The sequence below is a fragment of the Mucilaginibacter oryzae genome (assembly GCF_003148845.1).
Lineage (GTDB): Bacteria > Bacteroidota > Bacteroidia > Sphingobacteriales > Sphingobacteriaceae > Mucilaginibacter > Mucilaginibacter oryzae.
In genome coordinates, this window is the sequence record NZ_QGHA01000001.1 from 610,018 (window position 1) to 630,923 (window position 20,906).

Annotated in this window: 21 protein-coding genes; 9 read left to right on the forward strand and 12 right to left on the reverse strand. The window is 45.0% G+C overall.

Going from position 1 to position 20,906, the window contains the following annotated elements; translation table 11 throughout:
- Nucleotides 1–204 precede the first annotated feature (204 nt).
- Nucleotides 205–1,203 (forward strand): beta-ketoacyl-ACP synthase III, encoded by a 999-nt coding sequence (locus LX99_RS02625; RefSeq protein ID WP_109606125.1) that lies wholly within the window; start codon nucleotides 205–207, stop codon nucleotides 1,201–1,203.
- Nucleotides 1,204–1,289: 86 nt separating this feature from the next.
- Nucleotides 1,290–1,673 (forward strand): acyl-CoA thioesterase, encoded by a 384-nt coding sequence (locus LX99_RS02630; RefSeq protein ID WP_022829485.1) that lies wholly within the window; start codon nucleotides 1,290–1,292, stop codon nucleotides 1,671–1,673.
- A gap of 115 nt (nucleotides 1,674–1,788) precedes the next feature.
- Here the strand turns inward: LX99_RS02630 and LX99_RS02635 are convergent, their stop codons facing one another.
- A complete protein-coding gene (locus LX99_RS02635) occupies nucleotides 1,789–2,649 on the reverse strand; it encodes a YitT family protein (RefSeq protein ID WP_109606940.1) in 861 nt (286 codons plus the stop codon).
- Nucleotides 2,650–2,762: 113 nt separating this feature from the next.
- On the opposite strand from LX99_RS02635, the gene LX99_RS02640 reads away from it, so the two are divergent.
- Entirely contained in the window at nucleotides 2,763–3,236 is a 474-nt protein-coding gene (locus LX99_RS02640) for a DUF4920 domain-containing protein (protein ID WP_245927828.1), read from the forward strand.
- 193 nt (nucleotides 3,237–3,429) lie between these two features.
- Here the strand turns inward: LX99_RS02640 and LX99_RS02645 are convergent, their stop codons facing one another.
- The 5 genes from LX99_RS02645 to LX99_RS02665 form a co-directional block, all read right to left on the reverse strand.
- Complete coding sequence (locus LX99_RS02645; protein WP_109606129.1) at nucleotides 3,430–3,882, reverse strand: DUF6756 family protein; 453 nt, start codon at nucleotides 3,880–3,882, stop codon at nucleotides 3,430–3,432.
- 8 nt (nucleotides 3,883–3,890) lie between these two features.
- Nucleotides 3,891–5,147 (reverse strand): aspartate kinase, encoded by a 1,257-nt coding sequence (locus tag LX99_RS02650; protein WP_109606131.1) that lies wholly within the window; start codon nucleotides 5,145–5,147, stop codon nucleotides 3,891–3,893.
- Entirely contained in the window at nucleotides 5,148–5,951 is an 804-nt protein-coding gene (locus LX99_RS02655; RefSeq protein ID WP_109606133.1) for a DUF3298 and DUF4163 domain-containing protein, read from the reverse strand.
- 12 nt (nucleotides 5,952–5,963) lie between these two features.
- Nucleotides 5,964–6,383, reverse strand: coding sequence for a GNAT family N-acetyltransferase (locus LX99_RS02660; RefSeq protein ID WP_245927852.1), 420 nt, complete (start codon nucleotides 6,381–6,383; stop codon nucleotides 5,964–5,966).
- A 170-nt stretch (nucleotides 6,384–6,553) separates the two neighbouring features.
- A complete protein-coding gene (locus LX99_RS02665; protein ID WP_109606137.1) occupies nucleotides 6,554–7,243 on the reverse strand; it encodes a YggS family pyridoxal phosphate-dependent enzyme in 690 nt (229 codons plus the stop codon).
- Between the two features lie 43 nt (nucleotides 7,244–7,286).
- On the opposite strand from LX99_RS02665, the gene LX99_RS02670 reads away from it, so the two are divergent.
- From LX99_RS02670 to LX99_RS02685, 4 genes are all read left to right on the forward strand, one after another.
- Nucleotides 7,287–7,862 (forward strand): DUF4296 domain-containing protein, encoded by a 576-nt coding sequence (locus tag LX99_RS02670; RefSeq protein WP_022829491.1) that lies wholly within the window; start codon nucleotides 7,287–7,289, stop codon nucleotides 7,860–7,862.
- 4 nt (nucleotides 7,863–7,866) lie between these two features.
- Complete coding sequence (locus LX99_RS02675) at nucleotides 7,867–10,230, forward strand: endonuclease MutS2 (RefSeq protein WP_109606139.1); 2,364 nt, start codon at nucleotides 7,867–7,869, stop codon at nucleotides 10,228–10,230.
- 109 nt (nucleotides 10,231–10,339) lie between these two features.
- On the forward strand, nucleotides 10,340–10,702 hold the full coding sequence (locus LX99_RS02680) for a VOC family protein (protein WP_211318939.1): 363 nt from the start codon (nucleotides 10,340–10,342) through the stop codon (nucleotides 10,700–10,702).
- A 99-nt stretch (nucleotides 10,703–10,801) separates the two neighbouring features.
- The gene (locus tag LX99_RS02685; RefSeq protein WP_109606942.1) at nucleotides 10,802–11,887 is read left to right on the forward strand and encodes an SGNH/GDSL hydrolase family protein; all 1,086 of its coding nucleotides are present in this window, start codon (nucleotides 10,802–10,804) and stop codon (nucleotides 11,885–11,887) included.
- A 344-nt stretch (nucleotides 11,888–12,231) separates the two neighbouring features.
- Here the strand turns inward: LX99_RS02685 and LX99_RS02690 are convergent, their stop codons facing one another.
- Nucleotides 12,232–12,792 carry a hypothetical protein gene (locus LX99_RS02690; RefSeq protein WP_109606142.1) on the reverse strand — a complete coding sequence of 187 codons (561 nt, stop codon included), beginning with the start codon at nucleotides 12,790–12,792 and terminating at the stop codon, nucleotides 12,232–12,234.
- Between the two features lie 223 nt (nucleotides 12,793–13,015).
- Here LX99_RS02690 and LX99_RS02695 point away from each other — a divergent pair, with 223 nt between their 5' ends.
- A complete protein-coding gene (locus LX99_RS02695) occupies nucleotides 13,016–13,717 on the forward strand; it encodes a CoA transferase subunit A (protein ID WP_109606144.1) in 702 nt (233 codons plus the stop codon).
- Between the two features lie 132 nt (nucleotides 13,718–13,849).
- Nucleotides 13,850–14,512, forward strand: coding sequence for a CoA transferase subunit B (locus LX99_RS02700; RefSeq protein WP_109606943.1), 663 nt, complete (start codon nucleotides 13,850–13,852; stop codon nucleotides 14,510–14,512).
- Nucleotides 14,513–14,514: 2 nt separating this feature from the next.
- On the opposite strand, the gene gloA2 is transcribed toward LX99_RS02700, so the two are convergent.
- The 5 genes from gloA2 to LX99_RS02725 form a co-directional block, all read right to left on the reverse strand.
- Nucleotides 14,515–14,904, reverse strand: a complete 390-nt coding sequence (gloA2, locus tag LX99_RS02705; protein WP_109606146.1) for an SMU1112c/YaeR family gloxylase I-like metalloprotein — start codon at nucleotides 14,902–14,904, stop codon at nucleotides 14,515–14,517.
- 2 nt (nucleotides 14,905–14,906) lie between these two features.
- Nucleotides 14,907–17,129: a phosphoribosylformylglycinamidine synthase subunit PurL gene (gene purL / locus LX99_RS02710; protein WP_109606148.1), complete on the reverse strand. Its 2,223-nt coding sequence runs from the start codon at nucleotides 17,127–17,129 to the stop codon at nucleotides 14,907–14,909.
- Between the two features lie 175 nt (nucleotides 17,130–17,304).
- A complete protein-coding gene (locus tag LX99_RS02715; RefSeq protein ID WP_109606150.1) occupies nucleotides 17,305–17,787 on the reverse strand; it encodes a hypothetical protein in 483 nt (160 codons plus the stop codon).
- A gap of 33 nt (nucleotides 17,788–17,820) precedes the next feature.
- Nucleotides 17,821–18,723 carry a glycerophosphodiester phosphodiesterase family protein gene (locus tag LX99_RS02720; protein WP_109606152.1) on the reverse strand — a complete coding sequence of 301 codons (903 nt, stop codon included), beginning with the start codon at nucleotides 18,721–18,723 and terminating at the stop codon, nucleotides 17,821–17,823.
- Nucleotides 18,724–18,801: 78 nt separating this feature from the next.
- Entirely contained in the window at nucleotides 18,802–20,886 is a 2,085-nt protein-coding gene (locus tag LX99_RS02725; RefSeq protein ID WP_109606154.1) for a glycoside hydrolase domain-containing protein, read from the reverse strand.
- Nucleotides 20,887–20,906: the final 20 nt, after the last annotated feature.

The following is a 20,906-nucleotide window of genomic DNA, read 5'->3' on the forward strand; positions in this document are numbered from 1 at the left end:
AAGTTTAAATCAATTTATTGGTTCAAAGCTAAAAACGCCTGGTAAACAATGCTAAAATGAGTCGTCCATTGGCCTCTTTGTGTCGATAAAGAGCTGATAATTGCGCTGTTTACAGCTGCCTTTTAATAAACATACAGTTGCGTGACAACTACAAACCGGCAAATTTCCCTATCTTTGCATGTTTTTTGAGAATACACAATATATATGGCATTAAAAAGCAATGCGGTGATAACGGGTATAGGAGGATACGTTCCTGACAACATTTTAACTAACAGCGATTTAGAAAAAATGGTGGATACTAACAGCGATTGGATAGTTTCACGTACAGGTATCAAAGAAAGAAGGATCCTTGCCGACAGATCGCTCGCTACTTCAGATATGGCGAGTTTCGCCGTAAAAAATTTACTTGAAAATGCCAAGGTTGATCCCGCCGAAATTGACTGCATCATTATAGCTACATCAACCCCCGATTACCTGCTGATATCCACTGCCAGTATTGTGGCCGAAAAATGCGGCCTTGTTAATGCCTGGGCAACTGATGTTAACGCAGCCTGTAGCGGTTTTCTTTATGCTTTTACCCTCGGCTCGAGCCTGGTTGAAAGTAACCGTTACAAAAAAGTGATTGTGATTGGAGCCGATCAAAACAGCGCCATTGTAAACTATGCCGACCGCAACACTTGTATCCTTTTTGGCGACGGTGCCGGCGCGGTATTGCTTGAACCAACAGCCGGAGACCAGGGTGTGGTTGACAGCGTATTTAAAACCGACGGCCACGGTCGCGAACACTTACTGGTACGCGGCGGCGGTTCAATGAACCCGGCCTCGGAAGAAACCATTGAAGCTAAACTCCACTACATACACCAGGATGGCCGCGTTGTATTTAAAGCCGCCATTAAAGGCATGACCGAAACCTGCACCGCCGTTTTACAACGCAATAATTTAAGTATCGATGATGTTAACTGGCTTATCCCTCACCAGGCCAACTACCGAATTATCCACGCCGTTGGCGATGCGCTGGGTATACCCGAAAGCCGCGTTAAAATAAACATCGACCGGTATGGTAATACTACGGCGGCAACTATCCCGTTGGCGCTTTGGGATTATAAGGAGGATTTTAAAGAGAATGACAATGTGATACTTACCGCCTTTGGCGCCGGCTTTTCATGGGGCGCTACCTACCTGAAGTGGGGTAAACTCAGATAATTTTTGTCGTGCAAAACACGGAACGATATAATAAGGCTTTCCCGAAACAGGAAGGCCTTTACTTTTTATACAGCTAATAAAATCCAATGACAACAGAAGAGAGAATACAGGAAGCGGAATCGCGCATATTTAAAACCGTTTTCCCGAGCGATACCAACCATTACGATACCCTTTTTGGAGGCGCAGCCATGGCCATGATGGATGAAGTGGCGTTTATTACAGCCACCCGTTTTACACGCAAAAGGATGGTTACCGTATCGTCAGACAGGATTGATTTTAAACGGCCCATTCCGGCGGGCACCATTATTGAGTTGGTGGGTAAAATAAACCATATTGGTAATACCAGCCTCAAAGTTACCGTTGAAATTTATATTGAAGAGATGTACTCCTTTGTACGCGAAAAGGCTATTACAGGCAGTTTTACTTTTGTTGCTATTGATGAGCACAAACACCCGGTAAGCGTTCTTTAAGCTAAAAGCTGAAAGCCTAAGGCCGAAAGCTATTAAAACGAGGTATTAGCGTAAACTATCTTTATCATCGAAAATAAAAAAGCTTTGAGCCTTAGGCTTTAAGCTTTCTGCTCAATCAATGGAGTTTCTTCCGCTTTAACAACCCTCCGGTAGTATCATCAATGCTTTGTTGCACAATAAACGCCTTGGGGTCTATCCGCAGAATGGTTTGTTTAAGTGAAGGAATTTCCAGACGGGTAGCAACGGTAAAAACAATATCCCGCGGATCGTTAACATGCCCGTCTTTACCATAGCCGCTTTTGCCCTGGTAAATTGTTACGCCACGGCCAAGGGTTATGGTAATGGCCCGGCGAATGGCGTCGCTTTTGGTTGAGATCACCGTAATGCCCGAGTATTGTTCAATACCATTCAATAAAAAGTCGATCATTTTGGCAGCGGCCATGTAAGTCAATATCGAATACATAGCTGGTTCAACACCCAGCACCGAAGCCGCGATGCCGAATATCAAAACATTAAGCAGCAATATAAAATCGCTCACCTTTAGTATCTGTGTTTTTTTGCTTACCAATACCGCGGCAATTTCGGTACCGTCAAGTACAGCTCCGCCGCGCATGGCTAACCCGCTGCCCGTACCTATAAAAACACCTCCAAATACCGCGGTAAGCAATTTATCGTGAGTAACATCAGGAAAACTAACCAGCGCGAGACAAAGCGAAAGCAAGCCTATGGCGATGGTGCTTTTAATAGCGAACCAAAGCCCGAGCTTGCGGTATCCTAACCATAAAAAAGGTACGTTGATAACAAACAGCAGTACTGAAATAGGAATGGGTGTAACATCTGAGAGCAGCATGGATACGCCTGTAGCCCCACCATCAATAAAATGACTTGATAGTAAAAAACCTTTCAGGCCAAAAGCAGCGGATAAAATTCCAAGCCCGATATTTGCAGAATCTCTGACGGTGTTAATTGCCTTCATGCCCAAATATAACTTTTTGAGGCTATAAACGGGCATAAAACACGCAGCAGCCGATTTTAAAAGCTGTTTTATTTTCTACATTTGTTGTTATCGCACTGTTTATCAAACAAATTATGAAAACATTTATCCTGCTTATTGCTGCCTTACTAATCAGCGGCATCACCTTCGCGCAAGGTGCTATCACACCGGCCGCTCCGGGAGTTACTTATGGTAAAACTATTACTGCCGATAATGCCATAAACGTTAGCCAGCTCAGTACCGCTTTAAATGCCGATTCGGTTTACCAGGGCCGGGTAAGCGGTAAAGTTGTGGAGGTGTGCACCAAAAAAGGCTGCTTTATGAAAATAGCCCGCGAAAATGGCAGCCCGGTCATGATCAGCTTTACTGATTACGCGTACTTTATGCCGCAGAACATTGTAGGCAAAAATGTGGTGGTTGAAGGTAAAGCTAAAGTAAATGAAACCAGTGTGGCTAAACTGCAGCATTATGCCGCCGATGCCGGTAAAAGTAAGGAAGAGATTGCCAGGATCAACCAGCCTAAAAAAGATATTGAAATTATGGCTGATGGGGTTTTGGTGGTGAATTAATAATCTTACACCATTCCCCGTTGTCGTGTCTCCACGATAACCAAAACATTGCCCGACCAATAATGCGGGGTGAAGAATTACTTGATGAACTTTAACAGAGTTTACCTGCCCCGCGGTCGCATACAACTGTCGTCGCCCGAATTATTAGGGCGTGGAGACACGCCCTGCAGGTTGGAGGGTTTAATAACTTAAATCAGCTTATCAAATGCAAATTATGCAATTTTAGAACCGCACCTACCCCAATAACATGCCTATGATGGTTCTCACATAATAGCCAATCGTAATCCTTATCTATGATATAATATTCGAAATGAAAACAATTATTTAGAATATCAGGAATATAGTTAGGATCGACATCGTAAATAGGATAAAACTTTTCCTGAACGTCTTCAATCATCAACCACACCTTTCGTTCCAGGTTTGGGATGATCCTCTTTAGGTGATCGGGAGGGTATTCAAAGTCATTAAAACTAAAAGACGACTTAAAAGCTTCCCACCACCACCTTCTATCTCGGCCATCTACAAAATAAGCGAGAAGCTCATAATAAAGAGCTTCGTTATGTTGATAATCTATTTTTGAAACGATATCCGCACTCAGGTTCAATATCGCTATAGCATCTTCTATTTCCCTGGCAACTTCTCCCATCTACAACTTCACTTCACCACCACCTGCGCGGTATTCCTGCTCACCTGCTCCAGTAAAACCGTTTTGCCATGAGTTAATTCAGCAATGGTATCATCGGCATAGTGGCGCGTAGTGATGAGCGTTAGCCTATGGTTATACTTCACCTTAAAATCCTGCTTAAGGCCAGACAATAGCTTTTCAAAACGTTCCTCGTTCAGATCAAAACAAACTGAAAAACTCAGCGCCGAAGTTTGCATAACGTTAACCTTAACATGGTTTTGCGCAAACAGGCGAAACACATCGCTCAAATGGTTCTCAGTTATAAATGAATAATCCTTAGCTGATACCGATAATAAAACCTGGTTTTGCTTTACAATAATCACCGGTTTGGTAAAACTATTCTGCCCATCCTCTTTAATTACGGTACCAGGTGCCGAAGGATCAGTAAAGGGTTTTACCAGCAAAGGTATTTTAGCGTTTTGCAGCGGCTTAATGGTTTTAGGGTGGATCACGCTCGCGCCATAGTAAGTCATCTCGATGGCTTCGGTGTAGGATAGTTCATCAAATTTGATGGTATCAGCAAAATGTTTAGGATCCGCGTTCAGGATACCGGGAACATCTTTCCAGGTGGTTACAGATTCGGCACCCAGGCAGGCCGCGAATATTGAGGCTGTATAATCCGAACCCTCACGGCCTAATGTGGTGGTAAAGTTTTCGGAAGTTCCGCCCAAAAAGCCCTGGGTTACTACGATGGTTTTTTCCAGCAAAGTTGGAATCTCTTTGCTGATGCCGACTTTGGTTTTATCCCAATCAACAATTCCCTCGCGATAGGTGTTATCTGTATGGATATAGCCACGCACATCCAGCCACTTGCTTTTAATACCTTCTTTGTTCAGATAGGCGGCTACTATCCGGGTTGAAACCAGTTCGCCGATGGATACGATCTGGTCGTAAACAAAATCATAGCTGTCGTGCGGTTCATCTTCAATAGCCCAATCCACCTCTACAAAGGTATTGGCTACTTCGTCAAAAACCGGGTGACCGGGTTCAAAAAGCTCACTCATGATATTGTAGTGATAGGCTTTGATCTCATCAAATATCACATACATCTCCTCATCCTGCTCCATATAGGCTTTGGTAAGCTTTTCGAGCGCGTTGGTAGTTTTACCCATGGCCGATACCACAATGAGCAATTGTTTACCGGTGTATTGTTTAACAACATTTGCAAGGTTGGCAACCCCTGCGGCATCTTTTACTGATGCCCCTCCGAATTTAAAAACAAGCATTTATTTAATATATTGACTTACAACCGTATTAGGCTGCAGTAATGATTTGATCTGACTGTAAGGGATAAACAATTCGGTAATACCCGCCGCGTAAGGCTTGATCTCGTATTGGTTATATAAAAATTTGATCCCCAGTGGTGTAACTGAAAAATTATTATTCAGGGCGAACTTATCATCCTTAAAAAAATAATTATCCTTTAGCGAGGCAGTGTCGCTCAATTTCTCATTCTTCCTGAAAATCCTTTCGGCAACGGCTTTCAATTTATCCTGATAACCCGGAGCAAAAATATCATCTAACCTGAGGTTCTTACCGGCTTTGGTATCCCAGTTAACAAAACCGGTAAATGAACCGCCGTGCGCTCCGCCGGTATAAGAATAACCTTTAACCTGAAGGGTGGTAAGGCTCGAATCCTGCCTGAGTACGCGTACACTATCATCCAAAGTAAAAAACATGACCGAACGCGGGTCTGTTTTCCGGAAATCGGTATATGATTTCAGAAAGTTTTTGGTAAGGGCCTGGAGGCTGCTATCAGCTTTACCTTCAAACGCGAACATGCCCGTGAGTTTACCCGTAACGGTATCATTAAGTGTTTTGGCGCTGTCAAAAAGCGGGTATACTATTTTAACCACGGTACAGGCACTATCCGGCTTAGTGCCGCAATCGGCCGCACGTTGTTTAATAGTTTGGTAACTGTACTTAAGCGTATCTTTAAATGGCGTATTATCAGGTTTATTTTTAGGTACGCCCCACTGGCATGAGGCCAGCATAACGGCTATACAAATTAATACACATAGGTTTTTCATAGATATAGTAGATTAGAAATTTAGCAATTGCTCGCGCGATAGGGACGCGTTAAGCCAGCCGGCGTCATAGCTTGTGCCATACTTATTGTAAAAATTGATGGCCGGCTCATTCCAGTCAAGCACCTGCCAAACCATACCGCTGAAGCCGCGCTCCTTAACCTCCTGAAAAAGGCGATCAAACAATAACTTGCCTATTTTTTTGCCTCGCATTTCTTCAGTCACAATCAAATCTTCCAGGTACATGCGGCTGCCTTTCCAGGTTGAATAGCGGATATAATATAAAGCGAAACCAACCACCACACCGTCAACTTCGGCTACAAAGGCTTTCCAAACCGGGTTGGGGCCAAAACCCGCATCCTCAAAATGTTCAAGAGTTACGGTAACTTCGTCAGGTGCCTTTTCATACAGGGCAAGCTCGCGTACCAGTTCCATCAGTCGCGGGCAATCCTGTTTTACGGCATAGCGAATAGTAGGCCCCCCCGCCCCCTGAAGTGGGTGTTGATTGGCAGGTGTATTTTGTTCGGTGTTATTCATATCTTATTTTGTCTGAATCAGAATTAGAATTGACAGAATATCAAAGCGAAAAATTCTGATTCAGACGGTTAATTATTTTTCCAATGCTTAATTACCCTGCTGCCAAAAATGGTACTGCCTAACCTCACCAAAGTACTCCCCTGCTCAATAGCCAGCTTATAATCCGACGACATACCCATCGACAAGGTATCAAAACTCGCCTCCTTGCGGAAGTAGCTCAGTTTTATACCATCAAAAAAGGTTTTCAGCTCGTAATATTCTTCTTTAATCTGCTTTTCGTTATCGGTGTTGGTGGCAATGCCCATTAATCCGCGAATGCGCACATTTTTCAGCGAGGCGTATTCGTCACTACGCAGCAATTCAATAGCCTCATCAAAGCCTAAACCATATTTGGTTTCCTCATCAGCTATGTAAATTTGCAATAAACAATCAATAACACGGCCTGCTTTTTCGGCATGCTTGTTTATCTCCTGCAAAAGCTTCAGGCTATCAACCGATTGGATCATGCTTACAAAAGGCGCTATATATTTTACCTTATTGGTTTGCAGGTGACCGATCAGGTGCCACTCGATGTCTTTAGGCAGCTGCTCGTATTTTTCAACCAGTTCCTGCACCAGGTTTTCGCCAAATAAACGCTGCCCGGCATCGTAAGCTTCCTGCACATCGCTGGCCGGTTTTGTTTTTGATACCGCCAATAATATTACCTTATCTCCCGCCGTTTCCTTTTTTAAGCTTTTGATGTTATCTGCAATGCTCATTTATCCGTAAATTTGCTTAATTATTTAGCCGCTAAAATACTGAATGCATAAATATATCACCTTGTTTTTTTCAGCAGCACTTTTTTTATGTGCCTGCAATGGCAAAAGTATTCCACGCGATGTGTTGCAGCCAAACGCCATGGCTGCCGTGCTTACCGAGATCCATATTATTGACGGCACCCTGTACAATGTTATGCAGGCACCCGACAGCCTGTATAAATACGGTGCCGGTAAATATGTTGCCATGTTTAAACGCCTGCACACAGATACAGCGCAGTTTAATAAAAGCATGCGGTTTTACACTAACCAGCCCGATAAACTGATTGCCGTGTACGACCAGGTTGACCTGCTTATAAAAAATAAAATGGACTCGGTTAATAAAGTACAGGTTGAAGAAAGTAAAGCCGCGCGCAAGGCCGACTCGCTGAAAAACCTGAACATTAAAACCAAAACAGATTCGGCGCTAAAAGTTGCTCCGGCTCAAATTAACCGGCCCGGCAAAGCCGATTCATTAAAACATTTAAACAATAAAACCAAAGCCGAATTGCTTAAAAAATTACGTTCGCGCAAGCGCCAAATGAACGATAAAGCGCAACCGGCCACAAATCCAAACATATAACCAAATGCTTTACCCACCCAATAGTGTAGATAAGCTGGGTTTTACCGAGATAAAAGAACTGATAAAAGCGCATTGCCTTAGCGAAATGGGTCAGCAGATGGTTGACAAGATCGGGGTGATGAGCAATTACGACCAGATCCATAAATTTCTGAGCCAGGCCAACGAGTTTAAAAACATCCTGGTTAATGATGAAGCCCTGCCTATTCAGCATTTTTTCGATATAAAAACCCTCGCTAATAAAGCCCGCATTGAGGGCGTTTTTTTAACCGAGGAAGAGTTTTACCAGGTTCAGGCCTCGCTGAACACCGTATTCGCGGTTATTGCTTACTTTAATGAGCGCGAAGGCCTGTACCCCAACCTCGAAGCCCTTTTTGAGCACCTGCCCATAGAAAAAGCTATCCTGAAAAAGATAGACGCGGTTATAGATCAGAAAGGCAAAATCCGCCCCAATGCCTCGCGCGAGCTGATGGAAATTACCACCGGCATTGCCAAAGCCGAACAGGAAGCCCGCAAAAAGATCGACATGATCTTTAAAAACGCCACCACCAATGGCTGGGCTGCCGATGGCTCGTTAACCATACGCGATGGCAGGCTGGTAATTCCTTTACTTGCCGAAAATAAGCGCAAGTTGAAAGGCTTTGTACATGATGAATCCGCCTCGGGCCAAACCGTTTACCTGGAGCCGGAAGAAGTGTTCGTACTCAATAACCGAATCCGCGATCTGGAGTTTGAGCGCCGGCGCGAGATTGTAAAGATCCTGACAGCCTTAACCACCGAGTTAAGACCCTACGTTCCGCTGCTGCTATCCTATCATGGCCTGCTTACCAAACTGGATTTTGTGCGGGCCAAGGCCTTGTTTGCTATTGATATTGAAGCAGAAATGCCCCAGGTAGTGAACGAAGCCAGGGTTAAACTGCATAATGCCCGCCACCCGTTGCTGTTCCTGAATTTTAAGGCCGAGAAAAAAACCGTTGTACCGCTTAACATGCAGATAGATGAGGGCACCCGCATCATCGTGGTATCGGGCCCAAACGCCGGCGGCAAATCTGTTTGTATGAAAACTGTTGGCTTGCTGCTGATGATGGTGCAGGCCGGTTTGCTGATCCCGGCAGATGAAACCAGTGTAGTTGGTGTGTTTAAGCAAATTTTTGTGGATATCGGGGATGACCAGTCTATCGAGAGCGATTTGAGTACCTACAGTGCCCATCTATCCAAAATGAAAAATTTTGTAGAACAGGCCAATGGCAAAACCCTGATCCTGATTGATGAGTTTGGTACCGGTACCGATCCGCAGTTTGGCGGCCCCATTGCCGAAGCCGTACTGGAATCGCTTAACCAGAAGAAGGTTAAGGGCATGGTTACCACGCACTACTCCAACCTTAAAATATTTGCCAGCAACACCGAGGGGATCGAAAACGCCTCGATGTTGTTCAACAACATCGAGATGCGACCTTTGTACCAGTTAGAAATTGGTAAACCCGGAAGCTCATACGCCTTCGAGATTGCTCAAAAAATAGGTTTGCCTCCAAACGTGCTTAACCTCGCCAAAAACAAGATCAGCGAGGGGCAGAAAAAAGTGGATACGCTACTGGTTGACCTTGAACGTGAAAAACGTTCCATTTTTGAAACCAAACAGAAACTTGACAAGCAGCAGCGCAAGGTAAACGAGCTTTTAGCCGAGAACGAAAAGCTGAAAAGCTACCTTGAAGAGAATAAGCGTACTTTAATAAAAGAAGCGAAGGACCAGGCTAAAAACATCATCCTGAACGCCAATAAGCTGGTTGAAAACACTATATCTGAAATTAAAAGCAGCAATGCCGATAAGGAAAAAACCCGTCAGCTGCGCGAAAACCTGAACGTTGAACTTAAAAAGAACACTGTTAAGGTTGAAGCGCCCAAACCAACCGCCCCTGGCGACGAAGAGCTGAAACCGGGCGACTGGGTAAAACTAACCGACTCGGAAACCACCGGCCAGGTAATTGAGATTATTAAAGAGAACGTGGTGATTGCCATTGGCGATTTGCGTACCGTTGCCAAAAAGAAACGGGTGGTTAAAGTGTCGAAATCGTCGGTACCTAAGGAGATCAGGAGGAGCTTTTCGGCACAAACCAATGATATGGCCAGCTTTAGTCCAGAGATTGATGTCCGGGGCCAGCGTACAGAAGACGCGCTGCATAACATCGAAAAACTGTTTGACCGCGCGCTGATGATGGGCTTCAACAACCTCAAAATCATCCACGGCAAAGGCGATGGCATCCTGCGCAAAATGATCCGCCAGTACCTCAAAAAATACGAGCAGGTTGACCGCATGGAAGATGAGCATGCCGACCGTGGCGGGGATGGAATAACTTATGTATATTTGAAGTAAACCAGCCTCACCCAACCCTCTCCGGAGGAGAGGGCTTTTAAAACCTAAAAATTTAAAGTCTCCCCTTCCGGGGGAGATTTAGAGGGGGCTAATTAACTTATATCAAAATATGTCATTAAAATCTATCGCGCCTATGTTATATACCCGGCAAATTCGGGAAAGTGTTGATTTTTACGTTAACAACCTCGGCTTTACCTGTATTGGGTACGACGAGGATTGGGGTTGGGCAACAGTAAGCCGCGATGATATCGAGATTATGCTGGCCCTGCCGGTTGATAATGCCAGTTTTACCATGCCTAAATTTACAGGCTCGTTTTACATCCGTACCGATAAGGTTGATGCATTGTGGAATGAGTTGAAGGAAAGAGCCGTGATTTGTTACCCGATAGAAGATTTTAACTACGGTATGCGCGAGTTTGGGGTATTTGATTATAATGGCTACCTGCTGCAGTTTGGTATGCCGATAGAATAATATTGATGCTTTTATAACAATTTAATGGCGATAAAGCACCCGGCTTATCGCCATTGTTATTTAATTTTTATTTTTAAGGCTGATAAACCACGTTTCAAAATGCGAAAACTATACGGCCTTATATTTTTTATTGCCATTAGCGGCGCTTTAACCAATTGCAGCGCCCAAAGCGTAATATTAAAAAGCAAAGATCAGCGTATCCGCTACACCGGGAGGATCAATCAAACCGACGAGGCAGCCGAATTTTACTGGACGGGCTCATCGGCAAAAATCACTTTTAGCGGCACGGGAGCATCTGCCCTGATGCAGGATGAACGCGGCGAAAACTACTACACTATTATTGTTGATGATAAGGTGGTGAACACTATACATTTAGATAATACCAAACAGTTATATACCCTTGCCGAAAATCTGCCCGCAGGAAAACATACACTCGAACTTTTTAAACGCACCGAATGGGATAAAGGTAAATCTTATTTTTACCAGTTTAATTTGGCGAAAGATGCAGGGGCGATGTCGGCCCCGGAAGCTAAAAAACGTAAGATTGAATTTTTCGGCAATTCCATCACCTGCGGTTATGCAGATGAAGATACTACCGGAAAAGACCGGGGCACCGCCCCTTACGAAAATGGCTACCTGAGTTACGCCGCTCTTACGGCCAGGCATTTCGATGCGCAATATGTTTGTACCGCTAAAAGCGGAATCGGTATTACGGTAAGCTGGTTCCCGCTGATTATGCCCGAAATGTACAACCGCCTCGACCCTACAGACCCCACCAGTGTCTGGGACTTTAAAAAGTACACACCGGATGTCGTGGTGATCAACCTGTTTCAAAACGATTCGTGGATTACCAAAATACCGGATAACCCACAGTTTAAAGAGCGCTTCGGCACCAAAGCGCCCGAGCCGGAGCAATTGATCAAGGCATACCGCGATTTCGTAAAAAGCGTGCGTAAAGTTTACCCTAAGGCACAAATACTTTGCATACTGGGTAGCATGGATGCCACCAAAGAAGGTTCGCCGTGGCCGGGGTATATTGAAAAGGCAGTTTCTGCTTTAAATGATAAAGCAATTTTTACGCATTTCATTCCATATAAAAACACGCCTGGACATCCAAGCATCAAGGAACAGCAGGCGATGGCTGATGATTTGATCGCTTTTATGGAGAAGAATGTTAAGTGGTAGTGACGTTCTCCTTATCATCTTTTCATAACCTTTCGCTCGTTTACAACAAGCGCTTAATATGGGTTGGCGATTGCATCGCCGGTCGCGTTACAAACGCGATCCCAGGTTAAGCACTCGTTGTAAACGAGTGCAAGGAAATTAAACACACGTTATAAACGAGCGCAAAGAGCACCCCCTTATCATTTTTTCATAACCTTGCGCTCGTTTACAACGAGCGCTTATATGGGTTGGCGATTGCATCGCCAGTCGCGTTACAAACGCGAGCCAGGTTAAGCACTCGTTGTAAACGAGTGCAAGGAAATTAAACACACGTTATAAACGAGCGCAAGATTTAATGTGAGCTTCTACTCTCCCACCCTTTGCTGATCAGGTACCTCATTCGGTCCGGGGATATTGGTTTGCTGCTTTTTATCACTATCGCCGTCATCATCGGCTGTACCTTCCTGGTAGGGTTGCTGCGGGTTGGGTTTGCCATCGCTGCTTTCGGTTTGCGCACCGCTGTCTTCATCCGATCTCCCGTTTTGCGAGGCGTTCATCGCATTGCTGTAGTTGGCATTGCCAGCCTGGTTCGGATCTTTAAAATTACTGTTTTCAGGATGTTCTTCAGCAGGTTGCGTACGGTTAAAATAAGCGTTATTATCGCCGGTGAGTTGTGATGGATTAGCTTCATCATTACCCGCCGGGGTAATATTATTCCGGCCGAAATTCTGGCCTCCCATGCCTTTGCCTTCCATGCCTTCGTCGTCCGGGCTTTTCATTTCCGAATCGCCGAATAAGTAGTTGCGTTCCAGGTCTTTTTCTGTTTCGCTATTATCATCGTCAACCCTGTAAGCATTGGGTTTGTCGTTGTGGTGTTCGGGGCGGTTAGGCTCATCGCTCCCGAACTGGTGCTCATTTAATTCCATAGGTTTTTGATATTGATGTATTACTTATTAATAAATAAATTTTCCAATTGTTTTATTCAGCCTGACCTAAATCTTCAGCAATCACTTTAAAAATTAATAGTCCCACCTAAATGCTCTCCAGGAGAGAGAACTTCAAAAATCTTCAAAAAGATAGCTCCCTATCCTCCGGAGCGGGTTGGGGTGAGGCCTTTTTTTGTACTTTTACTATAACCAATTATAACATATGAATAAAGTAGTGAGTGGTGCCGATGAGGCCATCCGCGATATTACCGACGGCGCAACCCTGATGCTGGGCGGTTTCGGCCTGTGCGGCTTGCCCGAAAACTGTATTGCCGCACTGGTTAAAAAAGGCGTTAAGCAGCTAACCTGTATCTCCAACAATGCCGGAGTTGATGATTTTGGCATCGGCCTGATGTTGAAACAGCGCCAGGTAAAAAAAATGATCTCATCCTACGTTGGCGAAAATGCCGAGTTTGAACGCCAGCTACTCAGCGGCGAACTGGAGGTTGAACTCATCCCGCAGGGAACCTTGGCTACCCGTTGCATGGCGGCCGGTTATGGTATGCCCGCCATATTTACCCCGGCCGGTATAGGTACCGAAGTAGCCGAAGGCAAGGAAGTGCGTAATTTTAACGGCAAGGATTATTTAATGGAACTGGCCTTTGATGCTGATTTCGCTATTGTAAAAGCATGGAAGGGCGATACCATGGGCAATTTGGTATACCGTTCAACCGCCCGCAATTTTAACCCTGTAATGGCTATGGCCGGCAAAGTTACCATTGCCGAGGTGGAAGAACTGGTTGAACCGGGCCAGCTTGATCCGGACCATATCCATACCCCGGGGATTTACGTGCACAGGATTTTTAAGGGCGTGAATTACGAAAAACGAATTGAACACAAAACAGTAAGATCAAGAACAGAATAACACATATGCACACGTCATTGCGAGTATACGAAGCAATCGCGAACTATTCATTCAGAGCGGCTATGCTTCCGTGCGATTGCTTCGTATACTCGCAATGATGTGGCGGAGAGTGATCAGAATAACAAAAACATCATGTTAGATAAACAAGGCATCGCGAAGCGAATAGCGAAAGAAATAAAAGACGGTTATTACGTTAACCTCGGTATAGGCATACCCACACTGGTAGCCAATTACATTCCCGATACTATGGATGTGGTATTACAATCGGAGAACGGCCTGCTGGGTATGGGGCCCTTCCCTTTTGAAGGCGAAGAAGATCCGGATACTATTAACGCGGGCAAACAAACCATTACCATGCTGCCCGGCTCGGCCATATTTGATTCGGCGATGAGTTTCGGGATGATCCGGGCAAAAAAGGTAAACCTCACCATCCTCGGAGCTATGGAAGTATCCGAAAACGGCGACATTGCCAACTGGAAGATCCCCGGTAAAATGGTAAAAGGGATGGGCGGCGCGATGGACCTGGTAGCCTCGGCCGAAAATATCATCGTAGCCATGCAGCATGTAAATAAAGCAGGCGAATCAAAACTGCTGCCTCAGTGTACCTTACCACTAACAGGCGTACGCTGTGTAAAAAAAATTGTAACGGAACTGGGCGTATTTGATGTTTTACCCGAGGGTTGTTTTAAACTACTTGAACGGGCGCCGGGAGTAAGTGTAGAGGAAATTAAACAGGCTACGGCGGGAAAGTTGATTATTGAGGGAGATGTGCCCGAAATCTCTTTAATTTACTGAATTTAAACCTCATAAAACTCCAGCGGTAGCCCATCCGGATCGGCAAAAAAAGTAAAACGCTTACCGGTAAATTCATCCACACGGATAGGTTCAACCTCCACATCAAACGAAGTGATATGCGCTACGGCTTCATCGAGGTCATCAACCTCAAAGGCTAAATGGCGTAAGCCTGCCGCTTCGGGGCGGGATGGCCGTGCCGGAGGGTCGGGAAAAGAAAAAAGCTCGATCTGGTAGAGGTTGCCCACCGCCAGATCAAGCTTGTATGATTGTCGTTGTTCGCGATAAACTTCGCCAACTATTGTTAAACCTAATACCTCAACATAAAACTGTTTGGATTTTTGATAATCCGAACAGATAATGGCTATATGATGTACGCGGTTAAGTTTCAGCATTATTATTCGCCTAAAATACCGTGAAGGATGTTGGCGTGAACCATTTTCAGATCGGTTACATGGCCGAAGTTTTCTTCGTCGACAGTTAAGCCGCCGTTGGTTACGGTACCTAACAGAGTAAATTCAACCTCGCTGGTAGCCATCACCTCAACAAAACGTTCCTGCTCTTCGGGGGCAACGCTCACCACTACGCGGCTTTGCGCTTCGCCGAATAAGAAAGCGTCTTTACGGATGCTGTCGTCTGTAGAGATCTCGAAACCTAAGCCGTTTGGCATGGCCGATTCTAACAGGGCGATGTATAAACCACCATCGGCAACATCATGGGCCGATTCAACCACTTTGTGTTTGATCAGTTCTTTAACCACCTGGTGTACGTCGTATTCCTGATCGATATCGAAATGCGGCGCTGGCGCTTTGGTTATTTTATGCCACGAAGCCAGGTATTGTGATGAAGCGATGTCATTAACCGATTCGCCAATCAGGTAGATCATATCGCCGGGCTGTTTAAAGTCGGCAGTCATGATGTTATCTACATTGTCCATCACACCTAACATACCGATAGTTGGCGTAGGGAATACCGAACCACCATCGGGCGACTGGTTGTAGAAACTTACGTTACCACCGGTTACCGGGGTATCGAATTTGCGGCAGGCATCGCCCATGCCTTTAATGGCGCTTACAAACTGCCAGTAAACTTCGGGGATGTAAGGGTTACCAAAGTTTAAGCAGTTGGTGATAGCCACAGGCTCGCCGCCGGCACAGGTAATGTTACGCGCTGCTTCAGCAACGGCAATGGCGGTGCCTTTGTATGGGTCGGCGTAAACGTAGCGCGAGTTACAGTCGGTAGTTAAAACAATGGCTTTGTCGGTGTCTTTAACGGCAACAACGGCGGCGTCGCAGCTGCGGTTGGCAGTCATGGTTTGTACACCTACCATGCTATCGTACTGATCGGTTACCCAATGTTTTGAAGCGATATTCGGGTGACTTACCAAATGCTCGGCAACCTCAACCAAATTTGCAGGCTCGGCAACTTCATCAATATTAAATTTCTGGTTTTCGGCAAAGTAAGCAGGCTCGCGGTATTCGCGTTGGTAAACCGGGGCGCCGCCGCCTAATACCAGGTCGTCGGCAGGTACATCGGCCACTTTTTCGCCGTACATAAAGTACTCTAAACGTTTGGTATCGGTTACTTCACCAATAATGGCGCAGTTCAGGTCCCATTTATCAAAAATGTCTTCAACCTCTTTTTCGCGGCCTTTATGAACTACAATCAGCATGCGCTCCTGCGATTCAGAAAGCAGGATCTCGTAAGGTTTCATGTTATCCTGGCGGGTTGGCACTTTATCCAGGTCAATCCGCATACCATGCTCGCCTTTGGCGCTCATTTCTGAGTTTGAGCAGATAATACCGGCAGCGCCCATATCCTGCATACCTACAACCGCGCCGGTTTTAATAACCTCGAGGGTGGCTTCCAGTAATAATTTTTCCTGGAACGGGTCGCCCACCTGCACGGCAGGAAGGTCGTTTACCGAATCTTCGGTGATATCTTTTGAAGCAAAGGCGGCACCGTGGATCCCGTCTTTACCTGTAGCCGAACCAACAATATAAACCGGGTTGCCCACACCATATGATGTAGCCGAAACGGTTTCGCCGGCCTTAACAATACCGGCCGACATGGCGTTAACCAGCGGGTTAACATTATAGCAATCGTCAAAATATAATTCGCCGCCTACGGTTGGAATGCCGAAAGCGTTACCATAGTGGCTGATGCCTTTAACCACGCCTTTAACAAGCCATTTGGTTTTGTCGAGGCTCAGGTCGCCGAAACGCAGGGAGTTAAGCTGCGCGATAGGCCTTGCACCCATGGTAAATATATCGCGGTTAATACCGCCTACACCTGTGGCAGCACCCTGGTATGGCTCAAGGGCCGAAGGGTGGTTATGCGATTCGATTTTGAAGGCGCAGCCAATGCCGTCGCCAAGGTCAACCAGACCGGCGTTTTCTTCACCAGCTTTAGCAAGCATCCGCGGACTATCCTTAGGCAAAGTTTTAAGCCATGTAATTGAATTTTTGTATGAGCAGTGCTCGCTCCACATTACCGAAAAAATAGAAAGCTCGGTAAAGTTGGGCACTCGCCCTAATATTTCATTTATACGTGCAAATTCTTCGGGTAAAAGGCCCAGATCTTTGGCGGTTTCAACGGTGGTTAATTCCTGGTGCTCCAATGTAATATTGTTTTATTTGAAAGGATGCGCAAAAGTATGAATTTTTGAGAGAAAGGTGAAAGCATAAAGGCGAAAGGTAAAAGGTTAAGAGCGAAAGGTAGAAATTTGCATAATTTTACCTGCAAACAGATCACCGCTACAGTTATAGAAAAGCGTACAGATATCCAACTTAACTTCAAAATGGATTTTGCCCGCTTAATACTACCCCAACCAGGCGATTTATATATGATGATAAAGTACGTTTCAAGTCTCGTGGAAATTCTTTTACAATTCCCGGTACGGGCATGCACGCAGAGTACACATTAGGATCATTTTGGTCTTCATCAAGAAAAACGAAAAGAAATTGATCAGATGCATTATATACATCGATAACAAAAAAAGGTCGCTGTATACTTACGCCACATTCGTTCATTAATTCCCTTGCACTTTCCTGCATTTCGTGCTGTGAATTGTTTAAGCCATAGTCCAAAACATAACAATAATTTCCGGCGATGAACAATAACTCTCTTAAAGCTACGGGAAATTGTGCGCCGGCATTATATGTTTTTTCCAAATAGATAATTTCCTCGAGCGAAATTGGTTGCAGCGTTTTTGAGAAGCCGCTAATTCCATCTATTGTTCGGTTATTATCTAATTGTGTTAAATATTTAATTTCCATATCCAATCGTTCTGGCACAAATGCAAACTTGCGTTAGTAAACTCCCTGCTGCCGCAAGCGTCGGCACAATTTGTAATTCTTAAACTCATGCAGCCTTTTCTCCCTTAAATATTCAATCATCAGCTTCGGCCTGTCGGTTTGGATGATGGTTGCGCCGTGGGCGATGATCCAGTCCCAGCTGTCTTTTTTGTTACTATCTTCAACAGCGGTATCATCATCGTGCCCGCCGTTAAGCGAGGCCCATAAAGAGTTGATCCAAATTTTTGCACCTGTTTTGGTGATAAACTTATTATCCTTCAGTACAGCCGAGGTATCCTTTGTAAAGATAAGTTCGAAGGCGTATGGCTTCATATTTTTCAGGTAATCAACAATAACCTGTTTCGCCTCGGGTTTGTCCAAACTAATCACAGGCATATAAATAATACTGTCTATCAGTTGCGGATAGCGGGCTTTTAATTCAGGATAGCTCACTTCCGACTTAAATATAGCCTGTTTCAATGTCCCGGTTTCTTTTAGTATGGCATAGGCTTCGTTGTAAAAATCATAGCTTTTATCAAGGTTAACTTTCACACCGGTACCCTTGAGCGCCAGCATCACCTCTTTCAAAGTGGGGATTTGATTTTTAGTTACGCGGCCTATCCCGTTTCTGAGGCCAAACTTTCTGATCTCATCAAAAGTAAAATCAGATGCTTTCCCCCTACCGTTGGTGGTACGGTTAATGGTTTCATCGTGCATAATAACGATCACACCGTCTTTAGTTTTCTTCAGGTCGAGTTCAACAATATCCACACCCATTGCCGCGGCATATTGAAAAGCGCGAAGGGAGTTTTCCGGCGCATTGCGCCAGTCGCCGCGGTGGGCGGTTACCTGGATTTTGTTTTGGGCCTTTACCGATAGTGTTACGGCAGAAGCAAGGATTAATAGTTTTAGTTTCATTTGTTTTAAATTATTTCACCATCAAAAAATTAAGCGACTTTCTATTTTTAGCATGTTAATTATGGCTATCCAAAACTTCTATTTCATTTCAATATCCGAAATCCATTGATCTGTAACACCAAACTGCTTGTTTGGCTTATCAGCAGCAATAATTATTAAAGTACCGCCCTGCATAATTTCCTGGTGCGTAAGCCAGTTACGATTCAGCTTTTTATCGTTCAATATTACTGATTGGATATATTTTCTGCCTTCCACATAATTGGGTACGCTGATATTAAAAGTTTTACCCCCCGGCCATGTAAACGTTACCTGCTTAAACAAAGGCACATTTAAATAATAAACCGGCCAGCCCACACAAGCCGGCGAAATACCGGTAGCCGCAAACACAAACCAGGCCGACATGGCACCGGCATCATCATCCATGGTGCGCACATAAGTATCGGGCTTGTTTTGATAAATCACATCTATAAAAGGATCGATGCCGCGGCTGTTATCATTAAAATAGTACTGCACCACGGTATCCGCAGCATATTTATGCACCATAGCCTGCGATTTCCAGGGTTGTGACGACGCATTGTACATGTAGGGAACCTGGATATCCGGCTCGTTAGCGTGGTTGTAATAATCGTTATCAAAAAAACGATCGAGTTGACCAATGTATTCGTTCTCACCGCCCGTTAGTTCGGTTAAACCTTTAATATCAAATGGCACAAACCAACGGTACTGCCATATAGTGCCCTGGTAAAGGCCCCGGGCCGATACACGGTCGACATCATTTTTGGTCAGATCCTTAAAATCCCTGATCCAGTAGTCCCTGTATCCCAATGCCTTCTGCTTGTAGCGATCGCTCAGTTCTGTTTTACCCATAATAGATAGGATCTGCGAGAATGCCCAGGTATCATAACTCGACTCCAGCGCTTTATCAGGGTGCGAAAAATCCAATTTATCCACATCGGCTTTCAATGAATCGGCAATGGCGGCAAAATCAACAGGGTAACCTTTTCGGTAGGCGTCCAGCAACACAACTATGGCATGCTCGGTGCGCACCGTGTTTGATGGCTCGTGTTTGGTGGCGTAGTCCTTTTTGCCAAAACGGTACAGGTTAGCAATTGATGTGCTTATTGCTTTGTACCTGTCGGGATATAAAATGGATAACAAAGGCAACTGCGTGCGGTAATTATCCCAGATAGCCCATCCATTGTAAACGCTGTCTGTTGTTTTTTGCAGCGTACCATCGGTAGCACGATAAGTACCGTCAGGTTCTGAAACTATATAAGGAGATTGTACCGTACGATACAGCATCGAATAAAAAAGCTTTTCCCTTTCCGGGTTGCCTGTTACTTTGATACGGCTTAAAACGCTGTTCCATGCGGTACGGCTTAGTGCCTTTAGCTGCTCAGGGCTTTGATTGGTAACCGATGCTTTGGCATGCGGCACATCTACCGATGATACCGCCACATTTACCTGCACCTGTTGCAGCTTACCGGCAATTAAAGCGGTAAGCTGATGTTCACCGCCGGGTACAAAGGTTACCGGCCTGCTAAATTTAATACAATAATAAACGCGGTAAGTGCCCACATTACAGGTAGTACGCGAATCGATCCAACCGACAATTTCATCCTTACCAAGCGTGTGTTCTTCGGCCACAAAACGGTTGGCAAGCGTGTGGCTTAAATCAATATAAAAGCCCTTTTTTTCCTGTGGGAAGGTATAATCCTCTATCCCGGAATTTTTATCGACTGCTATTTTAACCCCTATTCCGTTATCGAACGATACATTGTAATAACCGGGACCTGCCGACTCTGTAGCTTTATTTAAAACACAAGCTTTGACATCATCGCCCAAAAACGGCTTAATAAGGATATTTCCGCCGCTGCCCTGGCAACCAACACCTTCAAAACGGTTATGGGTAAAACCCAAAAACACTTTGGCTTTATACTCATAACCCATGTGCAGGTTAGGATAAGTTTGCGGTCCGATGCTCAGCATACTAAACGGAGCCGATGCCGCAGGCGACATTTGCCCATGATCGCCGGATGAGCCTACAAATACGTTTACCACATCGGCAGGCGTTTTCCCTGCTTGCTTTTTGGTTTGTGCCGATAGATTGAATACTGTGGCTGATAAGAGAAGAAAAGAAAAAGCGATGAATGTTTTTTTCATAGCGGCAAAATAAAAAAAGG

What these genes read in the sequence shown, in the direction of transcription:
- LX99_RS02625 (WP_109606125.1), top strand. Translation starts at nt 205, where the DNA reads ATGGCATTAAAAAGCAATGCGGTGATAACGGGTATAGGAGGATACGTT.
- LX99_RS02630 (WP_022829485.1), top strand. Translation starts at nt 1,290, where the DNA reads ATGACAACAGAAGAGAGAATACAGGAAGCGGAATCGCGCATATTTAAA.
- LX99_RS02635 (WP_109606940.1), bottom strand. Translation starts at nt 2,649, where the DNA reads ATGAAGGCAATTAACACCGTCAGAGATTCTGCAAATATCGGGCTTGGA.
- LX99_RS02640 (WP_245927828.1), top strand. Translation starts at nt 2,763, where the DNA reads ATGAAAACATTTATCCTGCTTATTGCTGCCTTACTAATCAGCGGCATC.
- LX99_RS02645 (WP_109606129.1), bottom strand. Translation starts at nt 3,882, where the DNA reads ATGGGAGAAGTTGCCAGGGAAATAGAAGATGCTATAGCGATATTGAAC.
- LX99_RS02650 (WP_109606131.1), bottom strand. Translation starts at nt 5,147, where the DNA reads ATGCTTGTTTTTAAATTCGGAGGGGCATCAGTAAAAGATGCCGCAGGG.
- LX99_RS02655 (WP_109606133.1), bottom strand. Translation starts at nt 5,951, where the DNA reads ATGAAAAACCTATGTGTATTAATTTGTATAGCCGTTATGCTGGCCTCA.
- LX99_RS02660 (WP_245927852.1), bottom strand. Translation starts at nt 6,383, where the DNA reads ATGGAACTGGTACGCGAGCTTGCCCTGTATGAAAAGGCACCTGACGAA.
- LX99_RS02665 (WP_109606137.1), bottom strand. Translation starts at nt 7,243, where the DNA reads ATGAGCATTGCAGATAACATCAAAAGCTTAAAAAAGGAAACGGCGGGA.
- LX99_RS02670 (WP_022829491.1), top strand. Translation starts at nt 7,287, where the DNA reads ATGCATAAATATATCACCTTGTTTTTTTCAGCAGCACTTTTTTTATGT.
- LX99_RS02675 (WP_109606139.1), top strand. Translation starts at nt 7,867, where the DNA reads ATGCTTTACCCACCCAATAGTGTAGATAAGCTGGGTTTTACCGAGATA.
- LX99_RS02680 (WP_211318939.1), top strand. Translation starts at nt 10,340, where the DNA reads ATGTCATTAAAATCTATCGCGCCTATGTTATATACCCGGCAAATTCGG.
- LX99_RS02685 (WP_109606942.1), top strand. Translation starts at nt 10,802, where the DNA reads ATGCGAAAACTATACGGCCTTATATTTTTTATTGCCATTAGCGGCGCT.
- LX99_RS02690 (WP_109606142.1), bottom strand. Translation starts at nt 12,792, where the DNA reads ATGGAATTAAATGAGCACCAGTTCGGGAGCGATGAGCCTAACCGCCCC.
- LX99_RS02695 (WP_109606144.1), top strand. Translation starts at nt 13,016, where the DNA reads ATGAATAAAGTAGTGAGTGGTGCCGATGAGGCCATCCGCGATATTACC.
- LX99_RS02700 (WP_109606943.1), top strand. Translation starts at nt 13,850, where the DNA reads ATGTTAGATAAACAAGGCATCGCGAAGCGAATAGCGAAAGAAATAAAA.
- gloA2 (WP_109606146.1), bottom strand. Translation starts at nt 14,904, where the DNA reads ATGCTGAAACTTAACCGCGTACATCATATAGCCATTATCTGTTCGGAT.
- LX99_RS02715 (WP_109606150.1), bottom strand. Translation starts at nt 17,787, where the DNA reads ATGGAAATTAAATATTTAACACAATTAGATAATAACCGAACAATAGAT.
- LX99_RS02720 (WP_109606152.1), bottom strand. Translation starts at nt 18,723, where the DNA reads ATGAAACTAAAACTATTAATCCTTGCTTCTGCCGTAACACTATCGGTA.
- LX99_RS02725 (WP_109606154.1), bottom strand. Translation starts at nt 20,886, where the DNA reads ATGAAAAAAACATTCATCGCTTTTTCTTTTCTTCTCTTATCAGCCACA.